The sequence below is a fragment of the Mobiluncus sp. genome, assembly GCF_034180645.1.
Lineage (GTDB): Bacteria > Actinomycetota > Actinomycetes > Actinomycetales > Actinomycetaceae > Mobiluncus.
On record NZ_JAXFNY010000008.1, the window covers coordinates 58,434 to 82,282 of the forward strand.

At 55.1% G+C, this 23,849-nt stretch carries 14 protein-coding genes, 1 tRNA gene and 1 pseudogene; 9 read left to right on the forward strand and 7 right to left on the reverse strand.

Annotated features, from left to right (window positions below; genetic code table 11):
* Nucleotides 1-42: 42 nt before the first annotated feature.
* Nucleotides 43-1,536, reverse strand: coding sequence for a DUF1846 domain-containing protein (locus SPI05_RS03020; RefSeq protein ID WP_321076055.1), 1,494 nt, complete (start codon nucleotides 1,534-1,536; stop codon nucleotides 43-45).
* A 74-nt stretch (nucleotides 1,537-1,610) separates the two neighbouring features.
* Between SPI05_RS03020 and SPI05_RS03025 the strand changes: the two genes are divergently transcribed.
* The gene (locus SPI05_RS03025) at nucleotides 1,611-2,828 is read left to right on the forward strand and encodes a DUF4032 domain-containing protein (protein ID WP_321076057.1); all 1,218 of its coding nucleotides are present in this window, start codon (nucleotides 1,611-1,613) and stop codon (nucleotides 2,826-2,828) included.
* Between the two features lie 110 nt (nucleotides 2,829-2,938).
* On the opposite strand, the gene SPI05_RS03030 is transcribed toward SPI05_RS03025, so the two are convergent.
* Nucleotides 2,939-3,012, reverse strand: a tRNA-Leu gene (locus tag SPI05_RS03030).
* A gap of 106 nt (nucleotides 3,013-3,118) precedes the next feature.
* Here SPI05_RS03030 and SPI05_RS03035 point away from each other — a divergent pair.
* Nucleotides 3,119-3,727: an ANTAR domain-containing response regulator gene (locus SPI05_RS03035; RefSeq protein ID WP_321076059.1), complete on the forward strand. Its 609-nt coding sequence runs from the start codon at nucleotides 3,119-3,121 to the stop codon at nucleotides 3,725-3,727.
* On the opposite strand, the gene SPI05_RS03040 is transcribed toward SPI05_RS03035, so the two are convergent.
* Complete coding sequence (locus SPI05_RS03040) at nucleotides 3,724-4,116, reverse strand: PaaI family thioesterase (protein ID WP_321076061.1); 393 nt, start codon at nucleotides 4,114-4,116, stop codon at nucleotides 3,724-3,726. The genes SPI05_RS03035 and SPI05_RS03040 overlap by 4 nt on opposite strands.
* A 33-nt stretch (nucleotides 4,117-4,149) precedes the next feature.
* Here SPI05_RS03040 and polA point away from each other — a divergent pair, with 33 nt between their 5' ends.
* Nucleotides 4,150-6,945: a DNA polymerase I gene (polA, locus tag SPI05_RS03045; RefSeq protein ID WP_321076063.1), complete on the forward strand. Its 2,796-nt coding sequence runs from the start codon at nucleotides 4,150-4,152 to the stop codon at nucleotides 6,943-6,945.
* Nucleotides 6,946-6,997: 52 nt separating this feature from the next.
* On the opposite strand, the gene SPI05_RS03050 is transcribed toward polA, so the two are convergent.
* Complete coding sequence (locus tag SPI05_RS03050; RefSeq protein ID WP_321076261.1) at nucleotides 6,998-8,251, reverse strand: dicarboxylate/amino acid:cation symporter; 1,254 nt, start codon at nucleotides 8,249-8,251, stop codon at nucleotides 6,998-7,000.
* A gap of 296 nt (nucleotides 8,252-8,547) precedes the next feature.
* Here SPI05_RS03050 and rpsA point away from each other — a divergent pair, with 296 nt between their 5' ends.
* The 4 genes from rpsA (at nucleotide 8,548) to uvrB (ending at nucleotide 14,272) form a co-directional block, all read left to right on the forward strand.
* Entirely contained in the window at nucleotides 8,548-10,020 is a 1,473-nt protein-coding gene (rpsA, locus tag SPI05_RS03055; RefSeq protein ID WP_295026694.1) for a 30S ribosomal protein S1, read from the forward strand.
* A gap of 223 nt (nucleotides 10,021-10,243) precedes the next feature.
* Nucleotides 10,244-11,419, forward strand: coding sequence for a glycerate kinase (locus tag SPI05_RS03060; protein ID WP_321076065.1), 1,176 nt, complete (start codon nucleotides 10,244-10,246; stop codon nucleotides 11,417-11,419).
* The gene (gene coaE, locus SPI05_RS03065) at nucleotides 11,412-12,104 is read left to right on the forward strand and encodes a dephospho-CoA kinase (protein WP_321076067.1); all 693 of its coding nucleotides are present in this window, start codon (nucleotides 11,412-11,414) and stop codon (nucleotides 12,102-12,104) included. Before SPI05_RS03060 ends, coaE begins: the two co-directional genes overlap by 8 nt.
* Nucleotides 12,101-14,272 (forward strand): excinuclease ABC subunit UvrB, encoded by a 2,172-nt coding sequence (uvrB, locus tag SPI05_RS03070; protein ID WP_321076069.1) that lies wholly within the window; start codon nucleotides 12,101-12,103, stop codon nucleotides 14,270-14,272. Before coaE ends, uvrB begins: the two co-directional genes overlap by 4 nt.
* A 186-nt stretch (nucleotides 14,273-14,458) precedes the next feature.
* Here the strand turns inward: uvrB and SPI05_RS03075 are convergent.
* Together SPI05_RS03075 and putP are read right to left on the reverse strand one after the other, a co-directional pair.
* A pseudogene (locus tag SPI05_RS03075) lies at nucleotides 14,459-17,955 on the reverse strand (bifunctional proline dehydrogenase/L-glutamate gamma-semialdehyde dehydrogenase).
* A 125-nt stretch (nucleotides 17,956-18,080) separates the two neighbouring features.
* Nucleotides 18,081-19,736 (reverse strand): sodium/proline symporter PutP, encoded by a 1,656-nt coding sequence (gene putP / locus SPI05_RS03080; protein WP_321076071.1) that lies wholly within the window; start codon nucleotides 19,734-19,736, stop codon nucleotides 18,081-18,083.
* Nucleotides 19,737-20,021: 285 nt separating this feature from the next.
* Between putP and SPI05_RS03085 the strand changes: the two genes are divergently transcribed.
* Both SPI05_RS03085 and SPI05_RS03090 read left to right on the forward strand, forming a co-directional pair.
* Nucleotides 20,022-21,020: a TerC family protein gene (locus SPI05_RS03085; RefSeq protein ID WP_321076072.1), complete on the forward strand. Its 999-nt coding sequence runs from the start codon at nucleotides 20,022-20,024 to the stop codon at nucleotides 21,018-21,020.
* Nucleotides 21,021-21,120: 100 nt separating this feature from the next.
* A complete protein-coding gene (locus tag SPI05_RS03090) occupies nucleotides 21,121-22,827 on the forward strand; it encodes a cell wall-binding repeat-containing protein (protein ID WP_321076077.1) in 1,707 nt (568 codons plus the stop codon).
* 4 nt (nucleotides 22,828-22,831) lie between these two features.
* Here SPI05_RS03090 and SPI05_RS03095 read toward each other — a convergent pair whose 3' ends face one another.
* Entirely contained in the window at nucleotides 22,832-23,821 is a 990-nt protein-coding gene (locus SPI05_RS03095; RefSeq protein ID WP_321076078.1) for a bile acid:sodium symporter family protein, read from the reverse strand.
* Nucleotides 23,822-23,849 lie beyond the last annotated feature (28 nt).

Sequence of the window (23,849 nt, forward strand, 5' to 3'; positions counted from 1 at the left end):
ATTGCTTTCTGTAAGCCAGCGGTAACCGCGGTTAGGGCAGGTCTAGCGTTTACGGTACAGGCGCTTGCGCTGGAACTTGGGTTCCGAAGTGACTTGGATTCCAAGGTTTCTAAAGATTCCTTCGTCCACCGACCCCAAGATAGTGGTCGTGTGTACGTTCGTGCCATCGAGTTCCTTGAGCATACCCAGGGCGGCGCGGGCTTCGGCAGAAGTCCCGGCGGAAACGGACAGGGCAATCAGCACTTCATCGGTGTGCAGGCGGGGATTGCGCGAGCCCAAATGCTGGGTCTTTAAGGTTTGGATGGGCTCAATCGACTCGCGAGACAGCAGGTCCAGCTCCGGATCGATGTCTGCCAGATATTTCAACGCGTTCAGTAGCATCGCTGCGGAACAGCCTAGCAAGGCAGAGGTCTTGCCGGTGATAATCGTGCCATCGTGCAGTTCAATAGCGCTGCCGGGTTGGTTGGTGGCGGCTTCAACTTCCAGGGCGGCACCTACCACGTGACGTTCCCAAGTGGAGGTGCCCGCTTTCGCCATTAATACCGCGATACGGGTGGATTCTTCGGAATCCCGGCCGTCCCGGGCTTGTTCAACCAGCGCTTTATAGTAGCGCCGGATAATTTCTTGACGCGCGGCTTCCTGACACACCGCGTCGTCACTGATGCAGTAGCCCGCCATATTAACTCCCATGTCAGTAGGGCTTTGGTAGGGAGATTTACCGGTGAGCTGTTCCAACATGGTTTTCAGTAGCGGGAACGTTTCTGTATCGCGGTTGTAGCTAGTGACCTGCACGCCGTGTGCCGCCAAATGGTAGGGGTCGATGAGGTTGATGTCCTCCAAGTCCGCGGTGGCGGCTTGGTAAGCCAAGTTCACCGGATGTTCCAACGGCAGGTTCCAAATTGGGAAGGTTTCAAACTTGGCGTAGCCGGCTTCGATACCGCGTTTATTGTCGTGGTAGACCTGAGAGAGGCAGGTTGCCAGTTTGCCGGAACCCGGACCGGGGGCGGTAACGACGATGAGGTCGCGGCTGACCTCCACATAGTCATTCCGACCAAAACCGTCCTCGGACAAAACCAACTTTGTATTAGAGGGATACCCCTCGATAATGCGGTGTCGAGCAACTTTCAACCCCAGTCTTTCCAGGCGCTCCTTGAACGCGAAAGCCAGGGCGTTGTCGTCCGCGAGTTGGGTCATCACCACGTTTTCGACCAGGAAACCGCCTTCGCGAAACACGTCAATGAGCCGCAGCACGTCATCTTCGTAAGTAATATCCAAATCAGCACGCCGTTTTTGCCGCTGTAAATCCAAGGCACTGACACAAACCAAAATCTCAATTTCGTCCTTTAACTGGCGTAGCATCGAAATTTTGTTGTCCGGTGTGAACCCCGGCAGGACTCTGGAGGCGTGCATATCGTCGTAGAGCTTGCCACCCATCTCCAGGTAGAGCCGACCCCCGATTTCCTGGCGACGCTCCGCGATGTGTTTGGACTGCATTTTGATGTATAAGTCGTGGTCAAACCCAATTTTTCGGCTCATCAAATACTTCACTTTCTCAGATAAATTCAGTTTGGAATCAATAATTATTTATTGTCTTAGCTTACACTAGGGGAGTGACGTTCTCAGTGACCGCGGCCACCGCGGAACCCGCTTTACTGGATTTGCCTTGGGAATTACCCTTGGAGGAATGGCCAGAGCGCTATATCGCCTCTTTCCCGCATGGAATTTCACGACACGTTGTGCGTTTTGTGAACCTCGGACCGCGAATCCTCGCGGTGAAAGAAATTTCAGAGGAAAAGGCACGTCACGAGTATTCCCTGTTGCGCGATTTGGTGCGTTTGGAACAGCCGGTGGTGCAACCGCTAGCTCACGTCACCCACCGTACCGACGCAGCCGGGGAAGAACTCAATAGTGCCCTGGTGACCTCTCACCTGCCGTTTTCCCTGCCTTACCGGACTTTGTTCAACGCGAACATGAGTCCCGAGACCGCCACTCGCCTCATCGATTCTCTGGCGGTGCTGCTGGTCAGGTTGCATCTGCTGGGGTTCTATTGGGGAGATGTCTCTCTTTCGAACACACTATTTCGGCGTGACGCCGGAGCATTTGCCGCTTACCTGGTCGACGCGGAAACCGGGGAGTTGCATCCTGAGGGCTTGACCTATGGGCAACGTTCCTACGATGTCGAAATAGCTCGGGTGAACATCATCGGTGAGCTGATGGATCTCCAGGCCGGGGGCACTCTTGACGAAGCCGCTGACACCGTTGAAATCGGTAACCTGCTCCAAGACCGCTACGACGCCTTGTGGGATGAACTGACCTCTGTAGAGACTTTCGATGCGGATGAAACCTGGCGTATCGAGGATCGCATTCGTCGTTTGAATGATCTGGGCTTTGATGTAGGGGAACTTAAGATGAAGACCGACACCGCGGACGGAGCTCGCCAACTGCTGATTCAGCCTAAGGTTGTGGATTCTGGACACTACCATCGCCAGGTGATGCGCCTGACCGGCCTCGATGTTCAGGAAAATCAGGGGCGGCGCATGATTAACGATATGCAGACTTTCCGTATGCTCAATCATCTCGAAAACGTACCGCTTGACGTGGTGGCGCACCGGTGGCTGACGAAAGTATACGAGCCAATCTTGGCGGCTCTTCCCGAGGAGTTGCTGTCTAAGCTGGAGCCAGCTCAGGTGTTTCATGAGATTCTGGATCACCGCTGGTACCTGTCGGAAAACCGCGGGAAGCGGGTCAGTTTACATGAAGCCATCGACTCCTACATCCGCAAAGTCCTACCCCAGAAACCTGACGAAATCACCATTATGGGTGAGTAAGGTACCGACTCTGTTTTGCTTATCCGCTGGGTATCCGCCTACATCAGCAAAAAATCGATTAGTAAAGAAGCAATGTCTGGTTTTTGTTGGTACTGCAACGAAACGTGTAGTACCCCGGAAGGGATTCGAACCCTTAACAAGCCGGGTTTGAGCCGACCGCCTCTACCAGTTGGGCTACCAGGGCATTCTCTGTGAAGGTTAGGTAAATAACCGCCGCAAAGACTTCATATATACTAAAGTATCTAACGAGAAAAGCAAATCGAGTCCACTTACAAGGGGGATCTGAAGAGATGGCGAAGACGGCATCTGCAGCAAAGGACACTAAAGAGCACCGGCGAGTAATTGTGGCCGAAGACGAGGCCTTAATCCGACTCGACATTGTCGAAACTATGAAAGAAAACGATTTCGAAGTGGTCGGCGAAGCTGCCGATGGCGAGGAAGCCGTAACCTTGGCTCTGGAATTGGAACCTGACTTGATAGTCATGGACATCAAAATGCCGAAGCTCGATGGTATTACGGCCTCCGAAAAAATCATGAAGGAAGCCCCTTGTGCCATCGTGATGCTCACCGCTTTTTCCGACAAGGAACTCATCGAACGCGCCAAGGATGCCGGTACTATGGCTTACCTGGTAAAACCGTTTGACCCCAAGGATTTATTGCCCGCCGTAGAGGTCGCTCTGTCACGCCACCAGGAGCTACTTTCTTTGGAAGATTCTATTGCTGACCTGCAAGACCGGCTCAGCACCCGCAAAAAGGTAGACCGCGCCAAAGGTCTCTTGATGGAAAAGATGGAACTGACCGAACCGGAAGCGTTCCGGTGGATTCAAAAAACGTCGATGGATCGCCGTTTGTCCATGCGCGAAGTTGCGGATGCGGTGATTGACCAGCTCGGCGATTAATTCGGCTGTTCCACCAAGTAACAGGTCATGATGCCGGTCGAGATAATCTTGCCGGTGTCCTCGCTGGTATTGTCAAAACGATAAACCGCGGTGCGTCGTCCCAGGTGAACCGCATCGGCGGTACAGATGATGCGGCCGCTGATTCCCGGTTTGATATGGGTGATGTCCAGATGCGCTCCCACGGCGCTTTTGCCGAACTGTTTAGCCCACTGGTAAGCAGCAAAAGACGCGACAGACTCCGCCAGGAGAGCCGCGGCTCCGCCGTGCAGTATCCCAAACGGTTGGGTATTACCTTCCAGCGGCATGATACCGACCGCATGTTCGGCGCTGAGCTCGGAAAACGTAATGCCCATTTTCTCTATAGCAGGGCCCAGATTATCCCAATCCATTCTTACCTCCGGGGTTCTTGATAACCTACAGACATGAGTAAAAGACGTTTACTGGTATTGGATGGGCATTCCTTGGCTTTTCGGGCTTTCTTTAGCCGTGACCCGGAACACTTCCGCACCTCCACCGGTGTCTATACTAATGCGGTACACGGATTTTTGTCTATGCTGCTGACGATGATTCGCACTGAGAAACCCACTCATATCGGGGCAGCTTTCGACCTTTCTCGTCATTCCTTTCGCACTGACATCTATCCGGACTACAAAGGAGGCCGTTCCGAAACGCCACCGGAATTTATCGGACAAGTTGAAAATATCCAAAAGTTACTGAGTGCGATGGGGATTAAGTGGTTGACGGAACCCAATGTCGAGGCGGATGACATTTTGGCCACTTTGACGGCAAAAGGAACCAAAAATGGCATGGAGGTGTTGGTTTCATCAGGGGACCGCGACACTTTTCAGCTCATCTCCGACGAAGTTACCGTTCTGTATCCAGGACGTAGCATCTCGGACACCAAACGTATGACTCCCCAAGCGGTAAAAGACAAATACGACGTCTGGCCTCAGCAGTATCCGGAAATTGCCGCCCTGGTCGGAGAGAAAGCCGATAATTTGCCAGGCGTGCCTTTGGTTGGGGAAAAAGTTGCCGCCGCGTGGCTGAATGAATACGGTTCACTCGATACTTTGTTGGAGCATCGTGGTGAACTCACCGGCAAACGCGGGGAGAATTTGCGTCAGCACGTAGATGACGTCCTGCGGAATCGTCAGTTGAATCGGTTGCGCACCGACCTGCAGCTTCCCGTTGGTGTGGAGGACTTGCATTGGACCGGATTCGATCCACAGGAGGTTCAGGCGGTTTGTAATGAGCTGGAGTTTAATCAGATGCGCTCCCAGATTCTGAAACTCGGTCAGACTCTCGGTATTGCCTCCGCCAACGCCGCGTCATCCAGCGAGGCGAACAGCCCTGCGATGGAACCGGAGCCGCAAGACGCGGATGGTTTCGGAGTGATACCAGATCCGGAGCGGTTTCATCTGGGAAAGGATTTCACACCGGCACAGTTTGCCCAGTGGCTGCAACGCACGGAAAGCCAGAGTTTAGGAATTTGGGCAGTCGGTAACATCGGCGTGACTAATCCACGGATTGACTGGCTGTTGTTGGCTGCAGATGAAACTCCCCAGGGGCAGTGTGTGTTGATTGTTCCTGATGAGCTCACGCCGGAAATGGATCATTTACTGCGCGATACTTTGGCGGGAAGTCGAAATAAAACCGTGTATGACGCGAAATCGGTGCGCCATGCGTTACGTGCCCACGGTTGGGAGTTGCGCGGTGCGGTCACGGACGTGAATATGCTCGATTACCTGGTCAATCCCGATGGGAATCGCACTAAATTCGCCGGGGTGACGAAGCGTCTGCTGGGTTGGGAGATTGAGGAGAAGCCCTCCGACGTCAGCAAAATCAGTGAACAGATGACTTTGGATTTAGGTCTGGAGCTGGACGGGGAGTCCCCGGCTCAGCCGTGGCCCCAAACGCTGATTAATCAAGGCATCTATGCTTACGCCCTGCTACAGATGCAGCCCATGCTCCAACAACTGGCGCGTTTCCGCCGGGTAGACGGGTTATTGGAACTGGAAAACCCGCTTTCCTTCGTTTTGGAAAAAATGGAATATACCGGTATTGGTATTGACACGATTTGCCTGGATGATTACGCGCAGAGTCTGCAATCTGATGTCGAGATGGCTCAGCAATCCGCTTTTGACTCCATTGGCCGCGAGGTCAATCTGTCTTCCCCGAAGCAGCTGCAAGATGTGCTGTTTACCCAGCTGGAGCTACCTAAAACAAAAAAGACCAAAACAGGGTATACAACGGATGCGAAGGCTTTGGAGGAACTTGCGCGGTACAACCCGCATCCTTTCCTCGATGCACTTTTATACCATCGTGACCGGATAAAACTTTTACAGATTGTGCGCAATCTGCGTGACCGGGTAGGGGATGACGGCAGGATTCATACCACCTTTGGGCAAACTGTGGCGGCAACCGGACGGTTGTCCTCTATTGATCCGAACTTGCAAAACATTCCGGCGCGTACCACGGACGGGCAAAAGATTCGGGAAGCGTTCGTGCCTCAAGAACCGTATATCGCCTTGATGACAGCGGATTATTCCCAGATTGAGATGCGGATTATGGCCCATCTGTCCGGCGATGAGGGACTGCTGGCGGCGTTTGCCTCCGGCGAGGACCTGCACCGTTCCGTGGCGGCGTTGGTTTATGGAGTGACGCCCGATGAAGTGACTTCCATCCAGCGCTCCCACGTCAAGGCGACTTCCTACGGCTTGGCCTATGGATTGAGCGCTTTCGGCTTAGCCGGTCAGCTCAATATCTCTCAAAAAGAAGCCAAGCAGCTGATGGATACCTATTTTGAACGATTCGGAAAGGTGAGGGACTATTTGAATTCCATTGTCGCCACCGCCACCAAGGTTGGTTACACCGAAACTATGCGCGGCCGGCGCCGCTACCTGCCGGAATTGCGTTCTACTAATCGTAACGTGGCTGATAATGCGCGACGCGCGGCTCTCAACGCCCCCATCCAAGGCAGCGCGGCCGACCTCATGAAAGAAGCCATGCTCCAGGTAGATGCTGACTTGCGGCGCGACCATCTGCAGTCTCGTGTCCTGCTGCAAGTTCATGACGAACTAGTCTTGGAGGTGGCTCCTGGCGAAGAGGAACGTTTGGAAACGTTAGTACGTAAAGCTATGACGGGTATCGCAAAACTGCGGGTCCCGCTGGAAGTCTCGGTGGGCATCGGACCCAATTGGAGAGCCGCAGCCCACTAAAAACGCACGGACCGGCACCGAGATACTTGCCCCGCAGTAAGTTTGGCAACGCCTACTTTACGTCTTCGAGATACTTATCGGAGTCGAAGTGGTTTTCACCGGCAAAGCTCTGGGCGATTTCCTTGTCGTTGTCGTCAATCTTGCCGCTAGAGAAACGAGCCATCAGCATAGCGATAGCTCCGTCACCAGTCACGTTCGTGGCTGTCCCGAACGGATCGAGGGCAATGTAGGACGCAATCATCAACGCAACTTGTGCATCGTTGAATCCGAGCATGGAGGACAAGATACCAGTCGCCGCCATAATCGCACCGCCGGGAACGCCCGGAGCTGCGACCATCGTGACACCCAGCATAAAGATAAACCCGACGAACTGGGCGACACTAACCTTAATATCGGAGGTCATAATGATGGCCAACGCAAAAGCGGTGATCTTCGAGGTTGATCCTGCCAGGTGAATGGTGGCGCACAGCGGCACCGTGAACGAAGCGACTGCGTCGGGAACACCAATCTTCTTGACCTGACGCAATGTCACCGGAATCGTAGCGGCAGACGAGGATGTCCCCAAAGCGGTTGCGTAGGCGGGCAGCATCGTCACCAGAGCCTTGAACGGATTGACCCCGAAGGCCAAACCACCGACCAGGTACAGACTGACCAGGATAATGACCTCCAGTACCAAAACCAGGATGACCACCACTGTCAGGACGGCGATAACGTTGTAGACCTCACCGGTCTTTGTCATATTGAGGAAGATACCGAAGATGTGAATCGGCAATAGGGGGATAATGACTTTTTCAATCAACTTGATGATGATGGCGCGGAACTCCACGAAAGCACGGCGCAGCGTGCCGCGGGACACCATAGATAAACCGATGCCCATGATAAAGGACAAAATGAGCGCACCCAGCACGGAAATCGGAGCGGGAATCTCCAATGTCACCGCCGGGGCAATGTTGGATGCCGAAGGATCCGCGACGGAAGCCAAGGAACCCTTGCGCAAGAAGTTGGGCAGTACGCTCTCAGAAATGCCGTAGGTCAAGAACCCTGAATACATCGTCGAGATGTAGGCAATCAAAGCGGTCAACCCCAGCCACTTCGCTGAACCGGAACCGAGGTCAGCAATAGCGGGGGTCACCAGCCCGATGATAATGAGCGGGATACAGAAGTTCAGGAACTGGCCGAACAAAGAATTGAAAGTGGCGAAAACCACAACGACGGGCTTGGGAACAAAAAGCCCAAAAATAATGCCCAGGACAATCGCGATGACGACCCAGAGCAAGATGCCACCCTTTTTGAAAATATTCACAATAGACTACATTCCTGCATTAAACCACACTTTTTACATACCCTTTTCATTCGGTCGCCTTCCGTCCGCTAACCGGGAGTCGGGGTGTGCAAACCTGACGATGACCAGATTACGCTCGCTGGAGGGTCAGTCAGTCAATTCAGAAGAGTGCTTTAAGCGGGTTTAATTTGGATAGGCCAGCGCTATCCAGTAAGATGGATGCTTGGTGTTTTATCGCTTTAAGGTGGTTTTTCAGCCGTCCGGAAGTGATTCGACATCGGTAACTATTCCTACTACCTGACCTTGGAGTCACCAACTAAATGTCCAATACTACTAATGTCCCTACTACTGTTCCTCAGGTTGCCATTAACGACATCGGCTCGACCGAGGACCTCATCAAAGAAATCGACAAGACCATCAAGTACTTCAATGATGGCGATCTTGTCTCCGGTACTGTCGTGAAAGTTGATCGCGACGAAGTTTTGCTCGATATCGGTTACAAAACCGAAGGTGTTATTCTTTCCCGCGAACTGTCCATTAAACATGACGTGGATCCTGACGCGGAAGTCAAAGTTGGTGACGAAATCGAAGCTCTGGTCCTCCAAAAGGAAGACAAAGAAGGCCGTTTGTTGCTGTCCAAGAAGCGCGCTCAGTACGAACGCGCCTGGGGCGATATCGAAAAGGTGAAGCAGGAAGACGGGGTCGTCAACGGCACCGTTATCGAGGTTGTCAAGGGCGGCTTGATTATTGATATCGGTCTGCGCGGATTCCTGCCGGCCTCCCTGGTGGAAATGCGCCGCGTGCGCGACCTGCAGCCTTACATCGGCCGTCAGCTGGAAACCAAGATCATTGAGTTGGACAAGAACCGCAACAACGTGGTCTTGTCCCGCCGCGCTTTCTTGGAACAGACCCAGTCCGAGGTGCGCACCACCTTCCTGTCCACTTTGCAAAAGGGTCAGGTTCGCAAGGGCGTGGTGTCCTCCATCGTCAACTTCGGCGCGTTCGTCGATTTGGGCGGCGTGGACGGCCTGGTGCACGTGTCCGAACTGTCCTGGAAGCACATTGATCACCCCTCCGAGGTCGTTCAGGTCGGCCAGGAAGTCACCGTAGAAGTACTCGACGTTGACTTTGATCGCGAACGCGTGTCCCTGTCCTTGAAGGCCACTCAGGAAGATCCGTGGCAGACCTTCGCCCGGACCCACAAGATTGGTCAAATCGTTCCTGGTAAGGTCACCAAGTTGGTGCCCTTTGGTGTGTTTGTCCGGGTCGAGGACGGCATCGAGGGCCTGGTGCACGTGTCCGAGTTGGCCACCCGTCACGTGGAAGTTCCCGAACAGGTCGCCAAGATTGGTGATGAAATCTTTGTCAAGGTTATCGATATTGACCTCGAACGCCGCCGTATCTCGCTGTCCTTGAAGCAGGCCAACGAAGGGCTGGACGTGACTTCTGATGACTTCGATCCTTCGCTTTACGGTATGTCTGCCGAATACGACGCTGAGGGCAACTACAAGTACCCCGAGGGCTTCGATCCGGAAACGAACGAGTGGATGGAAGGCTACGAAGAACAGCGCGCTGCTTGGGAAACCTCCTACGCCGCGGCTCAGGCTCGTTTTGAAGCCCACAAGGAACAGGTCAAGATTGCTCAGGAAGCCGACAAGGAAGCTGCTATCGCTCAGGGCGTAGCTGAACAGACTTCCTACAGCTCCACCACCGAGGAAGAAGCCGATACCTCAGGTACCTTGGCCGATGACGAGGCTTTGGCGGCGCTGCGCGACAAGTTGGCCGGAGAGTAAAGCTCTCTGAGTTTCCCGCGCGGCTGGACAGCCAGCAATATTTTTATCCGTGATGCGGAGACCGCTTGGTCTCCGCATCACTTTTGTGCTCGATTTTTGCACCAGCATTTGGCCACATTTCCCAGCGGTGTGGCTTAAGCTGAGAAATACTACGGTTTTTGATGACCGGATGAAATATTAAGCACCGCCAGAATTTTGAGCGCAGCACAGAGAGGTAACTGTCGTGAAAATTGTCATTGCCCCGGATTCGTTTAAAGGTTCTTTGTCCGCCGCGGAAGCAGTCGCTGCGATGAAACGCGGGGTTGAAGCAATTTTCCCCGAAGCCGAAACGGTAGCGGTGCCGGTGGCTGACGGCGGGGAAGGCACCGCCGCGGTCATGCTTAATGCTTATGGCGGAGAAGTTAAGACGGCCAAGACGGTAGACGCTCTGGGCCGCGAACGGGAGGGCGAATTTACCTGGATTCCAGCGCGGCGCATGGTCGTGCTGGACACCGCTGAAGCGTGCGGGATTATGTACATTTCCATGCTGGAACGCAACATTATGGAATCCAACACTGAAGGTGTGGGGATGTTGCTGAAAGCCGCGTTGGACTTGGAGCCTGAAACTATCGTGGTCGGTTTGGGTGGTTCAGCGACCAATGACGGCGGCTGGGGTATGTTGCACAATCTCGGTGCGAAACTGTTTGACGAGGCCGGCCAAGAGCTCGAACCGAAAGTTCATGTTTTGGCTAACGCTGCCCGCCTGGATTTATCCGGGATGGATCCGCGCTTGAGCAAAGTAAAGATCGTGGCCGCGAACGATGTGCGTAACCCGCTGACCGGTCCCAGCGGGGCGTCTGCCTCTTTCGGTCCGCAAAAGGGTGCCAAGCCGCTGCAGTTGGGTAAACTCGATCGCTGCCTCAAAAACTGGGGCCGACTGTTAGAGGAAACCACCGGCGTCAAAGTGTCAGACATGGAGGGTGCGGGCGCCGCTGGAGGTATGGGAGCCGCTTTTCTTGCTCTGGGTGCGGAAAATCGCCACGGTTTCGAAATCGTAGCCGAAGCAACGAAACTCAATGAAGCTATGGAAGACGCCGACCTAGTGCTGACCGGAGAAGGGCAGCTCGACCGACAAACCCAACGTGGCAAGACGCCCTGGGGTGTGGCACAGTTGGCTCGCCAGCACGATATTCCTGCCTTGGCGTTTACCGCGCGTCTCGGCTTGGGACACGAGATTTTGCTGCAGGACGGATTCACCGCGATTATTCCTATCATGCATCAGGCGATGACCGGTGAAAAAGCCGCCATCGAGAAAGCATCTATCTTGTTGGAGGACGCGGTCACTCTGAGCTTGCAGCTGATGACGGTGGGAGCGAATCCCGCAATCAGTGACATTTTGTTGAAAGCACTTGATGATTAAACAGTTGCGTGCGTTTTCCGTTCCGAATCATCGTGCCCTCAAAGTCGGTATCAGCGGCGGTATCGGTTCGGGGAAAACAACGTTCACCAACTGTTTAGCTGCTCTCGGTGGAGTTCGCTTTGACGCGGATGAGGTGTTGCGTGCCGCCACCGGTCCACAAGGGTGCGCCACGGCACAAATCCGGGAAACTTTTGGCGCGTCCGTATGTGCCGGGGGTGAACTCAATCGCGGTGCCCTGGCACAGCTCATCTTTTCCGACCCCGCCGCAAAAGCCCGCCTGGAAAGCATCTTGCATCCCCTGGTCTGGCAGGAAATGGACCGGGTTTTGGCTCAATTGGGACCGGGGGACGTGCTGGTGGCAGAGATTCCTCTGTTGACCGAAACCGGTAACCACACCCGTTTCGACTGCTGCGTCATGGTGGACGCCCCGCTGGAAGTGCGCCTCGACCGCCTCACCCGAGACCGTCAGTTGACCGAGGCGCAGGTTCGGGCAAGGATTGATGCCCAAGCCAGCCGGGAGCAGCGAGAGGCCATCACGACGTTTTGGGTGGACAACTGCGGTACACCCGCGGACCTCGATGCAGACGCGGCAGCGCTCTGGAAGATTCTGTCCACCCGCCCGGTGCCGGAGTTTTCAGACTTTGCAAAGCACGGTGGTCCGGATTTGCCTACACTGGGACTATGACCGAAAAAAAGGCACTGCCTCGCGATTTGGTGGAAAATCCGATTTCGCTGGAAGTTGTCAGCGAATACACCCCCTCCGGCGACCAGCCGGAAGCCATCGCCGAACTTGCTGAGAGAATCAATGCCGGTGAAAAAGACGTCGTGCTGTTGGGGGCGACTGGCACCGGCAAAACCGCTACCACCGCTTGGCTCATCGAAAAACTGCAGCGTCCCACCCTGGTGCTGGAACCGAACAAAACGTTAGCGGCCCAGCTGACCGCTGAGTTTCGGGAACTTCTGCCGAAAAACGCCGTGGAATACTTCGTGTCCTACTACGACTACTACCAGCCGGAAGCCTATGTGCCGCAAACCGATACCTATATCGAAAAGGATTCCTCTATCAACGATGAAGTGGAACGCCTGCGACACTCGGCCACAAACTCCCTGCTGACACGCCGGGACGTGGTGGTCGTTTCCTCGGTATCCTGCATCTACGGTTTGGGTACCCCGGAAGAATACGTGTCGCGCGGCATTCACCTGACCCGAGGGATGCAGATTGGACGTCAAGACCTCATCAAACGCTTCGTCCAGATGCAGTACAACCGTAATGACGTGGAGTTTACGCGGGGCAATTTTCGGGTGCGTGGGGACACCATCGACATTATTCCCATGTATGAAGAACTCGGGGTGCGGGTGGAAATGTTTGGCGACGAGGTTGACGCCCTGGCTTTGCTGCACCCCGTGACCGGGGCTACTTTGCACGAGGTGAACGAAATCTATGTGTTCCCTGCCTCGCACTACGTCGCCGGTCCTGAACGTATGGAACGCGCTTTGGCCGGAATCGAGCGTGAACTGGAACAGCGCTGCAAATGGTTCCACGACCAAGGCAAACTGTTGGAAGAACAGCGCCTCAGGATGCGTACCACCTACGACTTGGAGATGCTGCGCCAGATTGGGATGTGTGCGGGCATTGAGAACTATTCTCTGCATATTGACGGCCGGCAGCCGGGAGAGCCTCCCCACACCTTGCTGGATTATTTTCCAGAAGATTTCCTGTTGGTCATTGATGAGTCTCACGTCACGGTGCCCCAGATTGGCGGCATGTTTGAAGGTGATATGTCACGGAAACGCACTCTGGTGGACTTCGGATTCCGGCTGCCCTCCGCGATGGATAATCGGCCCTTGAAATGGGAGGAATTCCAGGACCGCATCGGGCAAACAGTGTATCTGTCCGCCACCCCGGGGGACTATGAACTGGGTCTCAGCGATGGGGTAGTGGAACAAATTATCCGCCCCACCGGCCTGGTCGACCCCAAGATTGTGGTGAAACCGGTGGAGGGCCAGATTGATGACCTGATGGAGCAGATTCGCCTGCGCACCGAAGCTGAGGAGCGGGTGCTGGTGACTACGCTGACTAAACGCATGGCGGAGGACTTGACCAAATACCTCGCTCAGCGCGGTATCAGGGTGGAATACCTGCATTCCGACGTGGATACGCTACGCCGGGTGGAACTGCTGCGATCGTTGCGTCAAGGCGAGTTCGACGTGCTGGTAGGTATCAACCTGCTGCGTGAGGGTCTGGATTTGCCCGAAGTGTCGCTGGTTTCGATCTTGGATGCCGACAAGCAGGGGTTCTTGCGTTCCACGAAGTCTCTGATTCAAACGATTGGGCGCGCCGCCCGTAATGTGCATGGAGAAGTTCATATGTACGCCGACGCGGTTTCCGACGCGATGCGGGAAGCCATCGATGAAACCGAGCGGCGCCGCCATAAGCAGATTGCGTATAACGAAGCCCACGGTATTGATCCGCAGCCGCTACGCAAGAAAATCTCTGACGTGACCGATATGTTGGCACGCGAAGATATCGACACGGCGGAATTATTGGGTACGGGCTATCGCCAACCAGATCAAAAGCCTTCACCTGCCGCCCGCAGCGCGGCTCAGGACGCAGCGGCAGCTCGCGCGGCACTGGAGGTCATCAGCCGAGCGCGAGCCAATGCTGCAGAGGACCAGTCAACTCAGCATGGCGCGGATGAAGATACTGTGGACTTAGTTTCTCTGGTCGCGGAACTGACCGACCAGATGCACGCGGCTGCCAGCGAGCTGCGGTTTGAGTTGGCTGCCCGGCTGCGTGATGAAATCGCCGACCTAAAGAAAGAAATCCGCCGGGGGAAAGCCTTGGGCAACTAGCCTTTCGGGTTGTGTTTCTGGTTATGTTAGCGACAAAGGGCGGCCGAGTTCGCCGAGTTTGACCAGCTTTGTGCCCCAGCCGCTTGCGGGATTGTAGTTTGCAAATGAGCTGAACAAATCGGTGGCTGCTGGTATTCAGCAGCCACCGGATGTATTAAGTTATGAGTTCAAAGCCCACGTGGTGGATTAGTAATCCACCACGTGGTCCTCAAGGATACCCTTGGTAATCGGCGTGGGATCGCCAAAGCGGTGGTTCGTCAAGGCAACCGCCTGTTCGTGGAGGAACGGAATCATTTCGACCCGACCGGAATAGGTGACCGGGTGATCCCAGATGGCGATATCTACAGAACCATCGATAGCTTCGGAGACCTTGGTTCGGGTTTCACCGATGATGCGAATCCGTCCGTCAAAGCCGGCATCGTGAGCAGCCCAGCTCCGAGCCCAGTTCAACCAGGCGGCTTCATCTTGGACCATCACACTGACACCGTGCTTGGAGGCAAAACCAGCCAAGCCGGGGGTCAACGGTTTGGCCGTGGAAACCGTAATCTTGGAACCCACCAGCAACCCGGAGTGCAGCACGTGGGCAATCTCCCAGTTCTTGACGTTTTCACCGATACGCACGATAACCGGAACGGGCAGACAACGGAAAATGTTGCGTTCCACTCCGAGCTGAGACGGATCGCGATTAACCTGGAAATCCTGAGCATAAGCGGTTTCATCGCCAGCCAACGACTTCTCAAGTTTGTCCTGGTCTCCGATTTCATCGGCCAGCGCAGTCAATTCCCGCGCCAAAGTGCCGGAGGCTGAACCAGAAATGTCGCTCAAGGTGGCGTCATCCGGGCTCCATTCACCCAAAGCGTACAGGTAGGAGGGGCCGCCGGCCTTGGAACCGGCACCCACGACCGAACGCTTCCAGCCGCCGAATGGCTGACGGCGCACGATGGCACCGGTAATACCGCGGTTGATGTAGGCATTACCGACCTGAACGTGATCGAGCCAGTACTTGATTTCGTCCGGATTCAGGGTGTGAATACCGCCGGTCAAACCGTATTCGACCTGGTTTTGCAACTCGACAGCTTCTTCCAAGGTGTCGCAGCGCATCACGCCCAAAATCGGTCCGAAGTATTCGGTCATGTGGTACTCACTGCCGGGTTTCACATTAGCGCGCACGCCAGGGCTCCACAGCAGCCCGGAATCATCGAGTTCTTTGGGCTTGACTGCCCAACTCTGGCCAGGCTCCAACTGGGTCAAGCCGCGCATCAGCTTTTCGCCGGGCTTTTCCACCACGGGGCCCATCTGGATACCTAAATCCCACGGGTAGCCGACTTTCAGGGACTGTACCGCGTCAATCAACTGGTTGTGGAAACGCTTGGAATTGCCAACTGTACCAACCAAAATGACCAAAGAGGCGGCCGAACACTTTTGCCCCGCGTGACCAAACGCACTCGTGACAATGTCCTTTACCGCCAGGTCAAGGTCGGCCGAAGGGGTGACGATGATGGCGTTCTTGCCGGAAGTCTCGGCTAGCAGGCCCAGGTCAGGACGCCAGGAGCGGAACATTTGGGCAGTTTCGATGCCGCCGGTCAGAATGACGCGTTCCACCCGCGAATCGGTGACCAGAATCTTGCCCAGATCGTGATTGGCCAGAGTTACCAGCTGCAGCACGTCCTTGGGAACGCCGGCTTCCCACAGGCATTCCGCGAGCAACGCCCCACAGCGGCGAGCGGGAGTGGCCGGCTTCAAAATGACCGGAGAACCCGCCGCCAAACCGGCAATGGTCGAGCCACCGGGAAGTTCCACGGCGGCGTCACCACGGTTATCTTGGCGGGAGTGAACTTCGCCCCGGCCACCTTCGACATGGCAATAGCCTCATTGGCGTAATAGTGTGCGTAATCAACGGCCTCGGATACTTCCACATCGCCCTGGTCAATGGCTTTACCGGCTTCGGAACCCATCACTTCGATAAACTCGGCGCGATGTTGGCTCATGATGACACCGGCGCGGTGCAGAATCTCGCCGCGTTCCTCCGGGCCGAGCGCCCACCACTTCGCGCCGCCCTCCTCAGCGCGATTCAGTACGGCCTGCAATTCGTCCTCGTTGTTGATCTTGGAGGCATCGACTGTATCCTGACCAATCTGAGAATCTTGCATCCTGGCCGCAATCGCCTCACCCCAAGCCACGTTGGCCGGCAAGGACGGATCGGAATCCGGAACATTGCGGAACGCCCATTTACCGGAATCGTCCTGGACTAGTTTGGCCAGTTCCTCAGCGGTTTCCTGGCTGCGGTCTTGATGACGGCGCGGCCCGAACTCTAGGTCGTTGACCATAGAAATAGCTTTCTCGAAGCGGTTGCGTTCCCGTTCGTACATAGCCTGGTTCGTGGTCAGCTCAAAAGCCGCGCTCATGAAGTTTTCTTCCGCGGCGATCTCTTCCAGACGACGCACCAGGTAGCTGATGGCGACGTCGAACTCTTCGGGGTGCACCACCGGAACGTAGTACAGCAGCGGACCGGTGTCCTCCATGACCGCGCGGGCCATAGAACTGTTCATGCCCGTCAGCATCTCGAACTCGCAGCCGTGGTTTTGGAACACCCCGCGCTTGTTCGCCAGCTCATAAGCAAAACCAGCGGTGAATACGTTCATACCAGCCACGCCGATACGAATGTTCCGAGTATGCTCAGGGGTCAACGCATAGTTGAGGATACGCATATAGTTTGCGTCAGTGTGCTGCTTTGAGGGCTGCGGGGTCATCGGCCAGCCGTGTATCATGGCGTCAACGTGTTCCATAGACAGGTTCGCGCCTTTTACCACACGCACCTTGACGCGAGCTCCGCCGTTGTCGACGCGTTTCGCGGCCCAAGCCTGTAGGTCTTGCATGGCTTCCAGCGAATCCGGCAAGTAGGCCTGGAGCACGATACCGGCCTCCAGATCCTTGAACTCCTCGCGGTCCAGCAGTTGCTTGAACACATCGATGGTCATGTGCAAGTCGTGATATTCCTCCATGTCCAAGTTGATGAACTTCTTGGGGCTGAACTTGTTGGCTTCCCGATAGAGCGGCAACAGGTTTTCGACTGCGTAAGCCACCATGTTCTGGTAGTCCCAGGCGATGTGCGGTCCGGTTACGGCGGAGACTTTGATAGACACGTAGTCCACATCGTCACGCTGCAGCAGTTCCACCACGTCTTTCAGACGCCGGGAGGCCTCTTTGTTACCCAACACAGCTTCACCCAAAAGGTTCATGTTCAGCCGAGACCCGTCCGCGCGCAGTTTCGCAATAGCTCGCCCCAGGGACTTGTTTGTCACGTCAATCGCCAGGTCGCCCACCAGTTCACGGAACACCCGCCGAGCCGCCGGAACCGCAATATCGGGAACAACCGTACCCAAAGCCCCACCGTAGACAGCCGGTAGTTTCAGGTAGGGAGGCAGGAAAGACGGCTTATTGTCTTTTACCAGGGCTGCCAGATTATCTCCGGCAATCTTGATGTCCTCCGGACGCACAACTTCATCGACAAACGCAACTGTGAAGTCCAAGCCACGCGGATCTTTTAAAGTGCGTGACAGCAGTTTAGAAGCGTAATCGACCGGGTATTTCTTTGAGGCCTCAATCCACTTCTGAGCGCGTTTTACAGCTAGCTGACCGACTTCTCTCAACTCAGCTAATTCTTGTTCATTGAGCGGTTTCAACTTATCTCCTTTGGTGTTGTGTTTTCGCTCGGAGTACTCGTTGCTCGCGAGAGTAATTCCGTACCCTTTTACCTATCATTTACTGAGGATTTTTGCACAGACTTTAACGTCTATTTTAGACAAATTCAAGAATTCTTTTTCTCCGCAACGGATTGAGACTGCTTTTCCTCGAGAGTCTTAATCAGACCCTTCGGATCGGGCTGACCCTTAGCAATGGCCACGGCACGTTCGAATTCCTCAAGAATCTGGGGGTCATCCCGCCAAGTCGCATTGGAAACCAGCCAAGCTACCAGCAGGCACAGCAAGAATCCGGGCACGATTTCGTACAGGTGTGTATAGACAATCCACGAGGCGTCGCCGTTGTTGAACGCTTTGTTCCACAGCACCGCCACCACGGCACCCACGACCATGCCAGAAGCCGCTCCCTGCCAGGTTAGTTTCTTCCAATAGAGGGACAGAATGACGATGGGGCCAAAAGCAGCTCCGAAACCTGCCCAGGCGAAGGACACCAGTCCCAGTACGGAGTTCGATGGATCTATAGCCAGCAAGGCCGCCACCACGGACACCAACAGAACTGTGATACGGCCGAGCAGAACACCCTTGTTATCGCTGAGTTCTTTCTTGGTTGCCCCGTGATAGATGTCCTCCACCATGGCCGAGGACGTGACCAGCAGTTGCGAGGACACAGTGGACATAATTGCGGCCAGGATAGCGGCCAGCATGAAGCCAGCCATAATGGCCGGGAACAGTGTGGTCCCCATGACCAGGAACACGGTTTCTTGGGGGTTGCCCTCCACGCCCTCTTTCGGTAGCAAATCAGGAATCATGCCCTTTTCGCTCATGGCACGGCCGATAATAGCGGTCATGCCGGTACCGACCAGGCAGAACACCATCCACCCCAGCCAGAAGCGCCGAGCGGGAGTGGCTTGACGGGGGGAACGCAGCGCCATGAAACGCACAATAATGTGGGGCATCCCGAAGTAACCGAATCCCCACGCTACGTTGGAAATCCAGTCCATCCACCCGACGGCGTCAAGTCCGGTGCCCAGGGGGTTCAACAGGGAGTTGTCGCCAGTGGTCGACAGACCTTCGGCGACACCACCGAACCCGCCAATAACGACCAATCCCATAATCGGCACCGCTACCAAGGCCACCATCATAATCAAACCTTGCACCATATCTGTCCAAGACACAGCCAGGAAGCCGCCGACCAGGGTGTAGAGAATCACGATGCCGGCCACAAACACCATGCCGACGTGGTAGTCCCAACCAAAGGTGGACTTAAAGAAAGTACCGCCGGCCACCATGCCAGAGGACACGTACAGGGTAAAGAACACCACGATGATAATGCCCGCTACGTAGCGTATGATTTTCGACTCATCGTGAGTACGGTTGGAAAAGAACGAGGGGACAGTAATCGAGTCGCCAGCGACTTCCGTATAAGCACGCAAGCGCGGCGCGGTGACCAGCCAGTTAATCCAGGCACCGACGGTCAAACCAATTGCAATCCAGCCGTTGAAAATCCCGCTGAGGTACATGGCTCCGGGCAGCCCCATCATCAACCAGCCGGACATGTCTGCTGCACCAGCGGAAAGGGCGGCTACAAAGGGAGGCAGGTCACGCCCGCCCAGCATGTAGTCGTCCAAGCTCTTGGAACGCGTATAGCCATAGATTCCAATCATGATCATGGCTACGAAATAGATAATCATCGCGATGGCGATGCCCGCGGGGTTAGCCGTGGTTCCGGCGGCTCCTGCGGGTACAACTGTAGTTATGCACATATTGAACCTTTCTGAAAAATATTAGACCGGCAACAATGCGGGCCGTATGCTTCGACAAGCGACATCATAGTACTTAAGTCCTATTTTTAGAAACGTGACCGCATCCTGATACAATTGCACGTACGAGAGGGAGTATTCCCACTAATGGGGGCATCGTCATCACAGTGAAGCCATCCGCCGTCCATACTGCGGAACCGCGGCACTCGGTGTCATCGGCCTGCGAGACGTCAGGCGGGGAGAGACTTTCGGTACCCAACTAGTTTCGTACCGGAGGAACGTTTACACATGCATGTGCCCCTATTGGCTTGGATAATTCTCTTTGTCGTTGTTATCGGCATTTTGACCTTTGATTTTTTTGCCCACGTTCGCAAGGACCATTTCCCCTCCCTAAAGGAAGCAGCGACGTGGACCGCTATCTACATCTTCATAGCTTTGGCAGCCGGGTTAGTCATCGGTTTGACGTTGGGCTGGGATTTGGGCGGACAATACTTCGCCGGCTGGGTCACCGAGTGGTCACTGTCGCTGGATAACTTGTTTGTGTTTGTCATCATCATTTCGGCCTTTAAGGCCCCGCGCGAGGTCCAGCAAAAAATCGTTGCGGTCGGCATCACTTTGGCGCTCGTGTTCCGTCTCATTTTCATCCTGCTGGGAGCCGCCCTCATCGAGCGTTTTAGCTGGATTTTCTATATTTTTGGTGTGTTCTTGCTGTTTACCGCGGTGCAACAGATTCGTGAAGGCAGCGCGAGTTCCGATGAAGAGGCGGAATACAAAGATAACGTTTTTGTGGCCTGGGTGCGCCGGATTTTCCCGTTCACGCCCGACTATGTGGGGCATCAATACTTTGCGACGATTGATGGCAAACGTCACATCACGCCCTTCCTCCTGGTGGTTGTGGCGGTGGGGTCAGCAGACGTGATGTTTGCGGTTGACTCCATTCCCGCCATTTTTGGTCTCACCAACGAGGCCTTCATCGTGTTCGCTGCCAACGCCTTTGCCTTGATGGGATTGCGCCAGTTGTACTTCCTCATCGAAGGCCTGATGGAACGCTTGATTTTCTTGCACTACGGACTGGCCGCCATTCTGGCTTTTATCGGGGGTAAACTCATCATTCACGCGTTGAGTACGAACGAAATTCCGTTTATCAACGGTGGCCAGCCCTTTACCGGACTACCCGAAGCGACCATCCCCGTGTCTTTGGGTTACATCGTCGGGGTGCTGATTATTACCACGGTGACTTCTCTATTGGTCAGCCGACATCGGGCGAACCAAGAGCGTCGCGATTAACCCCGAGAGACGTGGAAATCTAAATACTTCCCAAACTCGCCGATAAATTACAGTTGTGAGCAGACATCTAAATTTTCGTCATTTGTGGACCGTACTGACCGTGCTTGTTTTCTCTGCCGGCCTTTTGGCGATGCCGGTTCCTGCTCAAGCTATCAAGGGGGGCAACCTGGCCGGAGGCTCCAGAACTGATTGGGCTGTGGCTCTCCAGATCGTGAACCGTAACGATTCCGGGTGGATGAAGTGCAGCGGTACATTTGTCACACCGGACTGGGTGCTGACAGCAAAGCACTGTGTAACCAACGCGGATCTTCAACATGCCTATGCTTCAGTGGGTGCGCACGTGAACTACAACTGGCCTTACCACGTCACCACTATCGTAGGTCACCCTTACCTGGACGTAGCGTTGGTAAAACTCAATGCCCCCGGAAAAAATACTTTGCCCTTCAGCGTCCAAAACCTGAGTTCGGGTGCCGCGGCCCAGTTTTACGGTTTCGGCACCGGTGTTGATTTGAAAGTCGGGCAGTTGAGTTCTCTAGGCAGCCCGGGGGATGGGTTTCTTTACGCTCGTTCTGCCAGCAACAATATTTCCGAAGTCGGGGATTCCGGCGGTCCTCTGGTCAGCGGTGGGGTGGTCTATGGTGTGCTGTCCGCGGCGGTGCAAGCGCCGCGGGGATACCTGCAGCCTGAGGACTACAAATTTGTCCCCAGCGCAGCGTTCGCTAGGTGGATTTTTGAGTCAATCAAAGCGGTTCCCTGGGAAGGCACGCCTTGGATAGTGCCGGCGCAACCGAATCCGTCCGCCAATCCCGGCCACAATCAGGCTCCCAATCAGCAACCTCAAACACCCCCTAATCAGCAGCCGAATCAGCAACCCCAACCTGCGCTACCTGCCAATCCTGCACCGGGTCGAGTTTTCGGATCTGACCGGGTCACAACCTCTATTGCTGCCTGGCATCAAGGTGGATTTACCGGCCCTTCCCTGGTCATTGCCACCGGCACCGCAGCACCCGATGCCCTCAGCGCCGGCCCCTTAGCCGCAGCGCTGGGCGCTCCGCTGATCCTGTCGAACGGTCCATTTATAGAACCTGGCACAGTTGCTGAAATCAAAGCCAGGGGAATTCGCGACGTGCGATTGGTGGGGGGCCAGGTCGCTTTTGACCCTGCCACGCTAGGAGCCTTACAGGCCCGCGGGGTACAGGTTAGTCACATTTACGGCACGAATCGATACGGTACCGCGGCAGCGGTTGCCGGCCAAACTATTGCAGAATGGAATCAACGCGGTATCGCTCAAACACCAATTTTCTTGGCTGACGGCCTTTCTTTTCCCGATGCGCTGAGTTCAGGAGCGGGCGCAGCGTTCACACACGGCGTGGTGGTGCTGAACGCTGGAGGTTCTCTCCCGCCGGAAACGGTTGAGTTTATTCGAAACCACCAAGCCCAATCGGGTGGAAGTATATTTCCTATTGGCGGACCAGCGGTGCAGGCGTGGAATCAGGCCGGATTAGCAGGATACAAGTCGCAGCCCATTCAAGGTTTGGATCGATATCAAACCGCACAGTTTGTCGCCCAAGCCTTTGCTCCCGGTGCCACTTCCGCAGTCGTCGCCAGTGGAATGAACTTTCCCGATGGTCTGGCAGGAGCGGCTTTGGCCGCACACCGTAACTCCTGCTTGCTGCTGACCGACCCCAATATCCTGTCTGCACCCGCCGCAGCCCGATTGGCACAGCTGCCTAACCGTGGTTTGTCCGTGGTCATGGGTGGGTCGGGAGCTGTCAGTGAGGCCGTAGCTTGGGCAGTCCGAGGCTAGGTTTTCAGAAATCAGCTTTCCGGGAACCGGCACCGCGTCCCAGCTGTGAAGCAATGACAGAACACATGATGAGCTGCTCTAAGTGCAGCAGCATGATGGGTACAGCGATAGCGCCAAACAGGGAAGTTGGGAAGATAATCATGGCCATCGGTAGGCCGGTAGCCAGGGACTTTTTCGAGCCGCACATCATGGCGGCGATACGGTCGGCACGATTCAAAGCGCAGAGTGTTCCCCACCCAAACCACGTTAAAATCAGCATGATACCAACGATAACGAAGGCATCCGCCCCAATCAGCACGAAGTCTAAAGCCCCCACGGTGTCCCACAAACCATGCAGCTTCGCGCCGGAAACCGCAGAAACCACCACCAGGTAAATCGTGCCTTTATCGACTGTTTTCGTGATGATGGGGTGAGCGTTCAACCAGTTGCGGGTCCAGCGTCCGCTGAGCTGCCCCAGCACGAAAGGCAGCAAAATCAATACGGCAATATCGCGCAGAGTCGTCAGCGAGACGGTACCGGCCTTGCCCAGCAGCAACAGGACCAACAGGGGAGTTGCGAACGTCCCGACCAGGTTAGAGATAGTGGCTGCCGTGACCGCCCCGGCGACATTACCCCCGGCGATTGACGTAAAACCGATGGAGGACTGCACCGTGGAAGGTAGCAGGCAGGTGTAATACATACCCAAGGCAAAACTAGGCCCCAGGAACCACCCGGAGACGTGATAGTTCAAAAACCCCAGCAGGGGATAGAGCACAAAAGTCGAGGCCAAGATGACCAACTGCAGGCGGTAGTTCTTAAGCCCGCCCATAACCTCGGCAGTTTTCAGGCGCGCCCCGTAAACAAAGAACAGTACAGCAATCCCATAGTGGCTAACTGTTCCCACAAATGTCACTACTGCGGCGGGCAGGGGGATAAAAATCCCCGCAATCATAATCAACAGCAGGGTGAAAACAAACCAATCTACGTAGGAAAAAAACCAACGGATAAAAGGCATAAAATCGTGCCAACCAACTATGCAGATT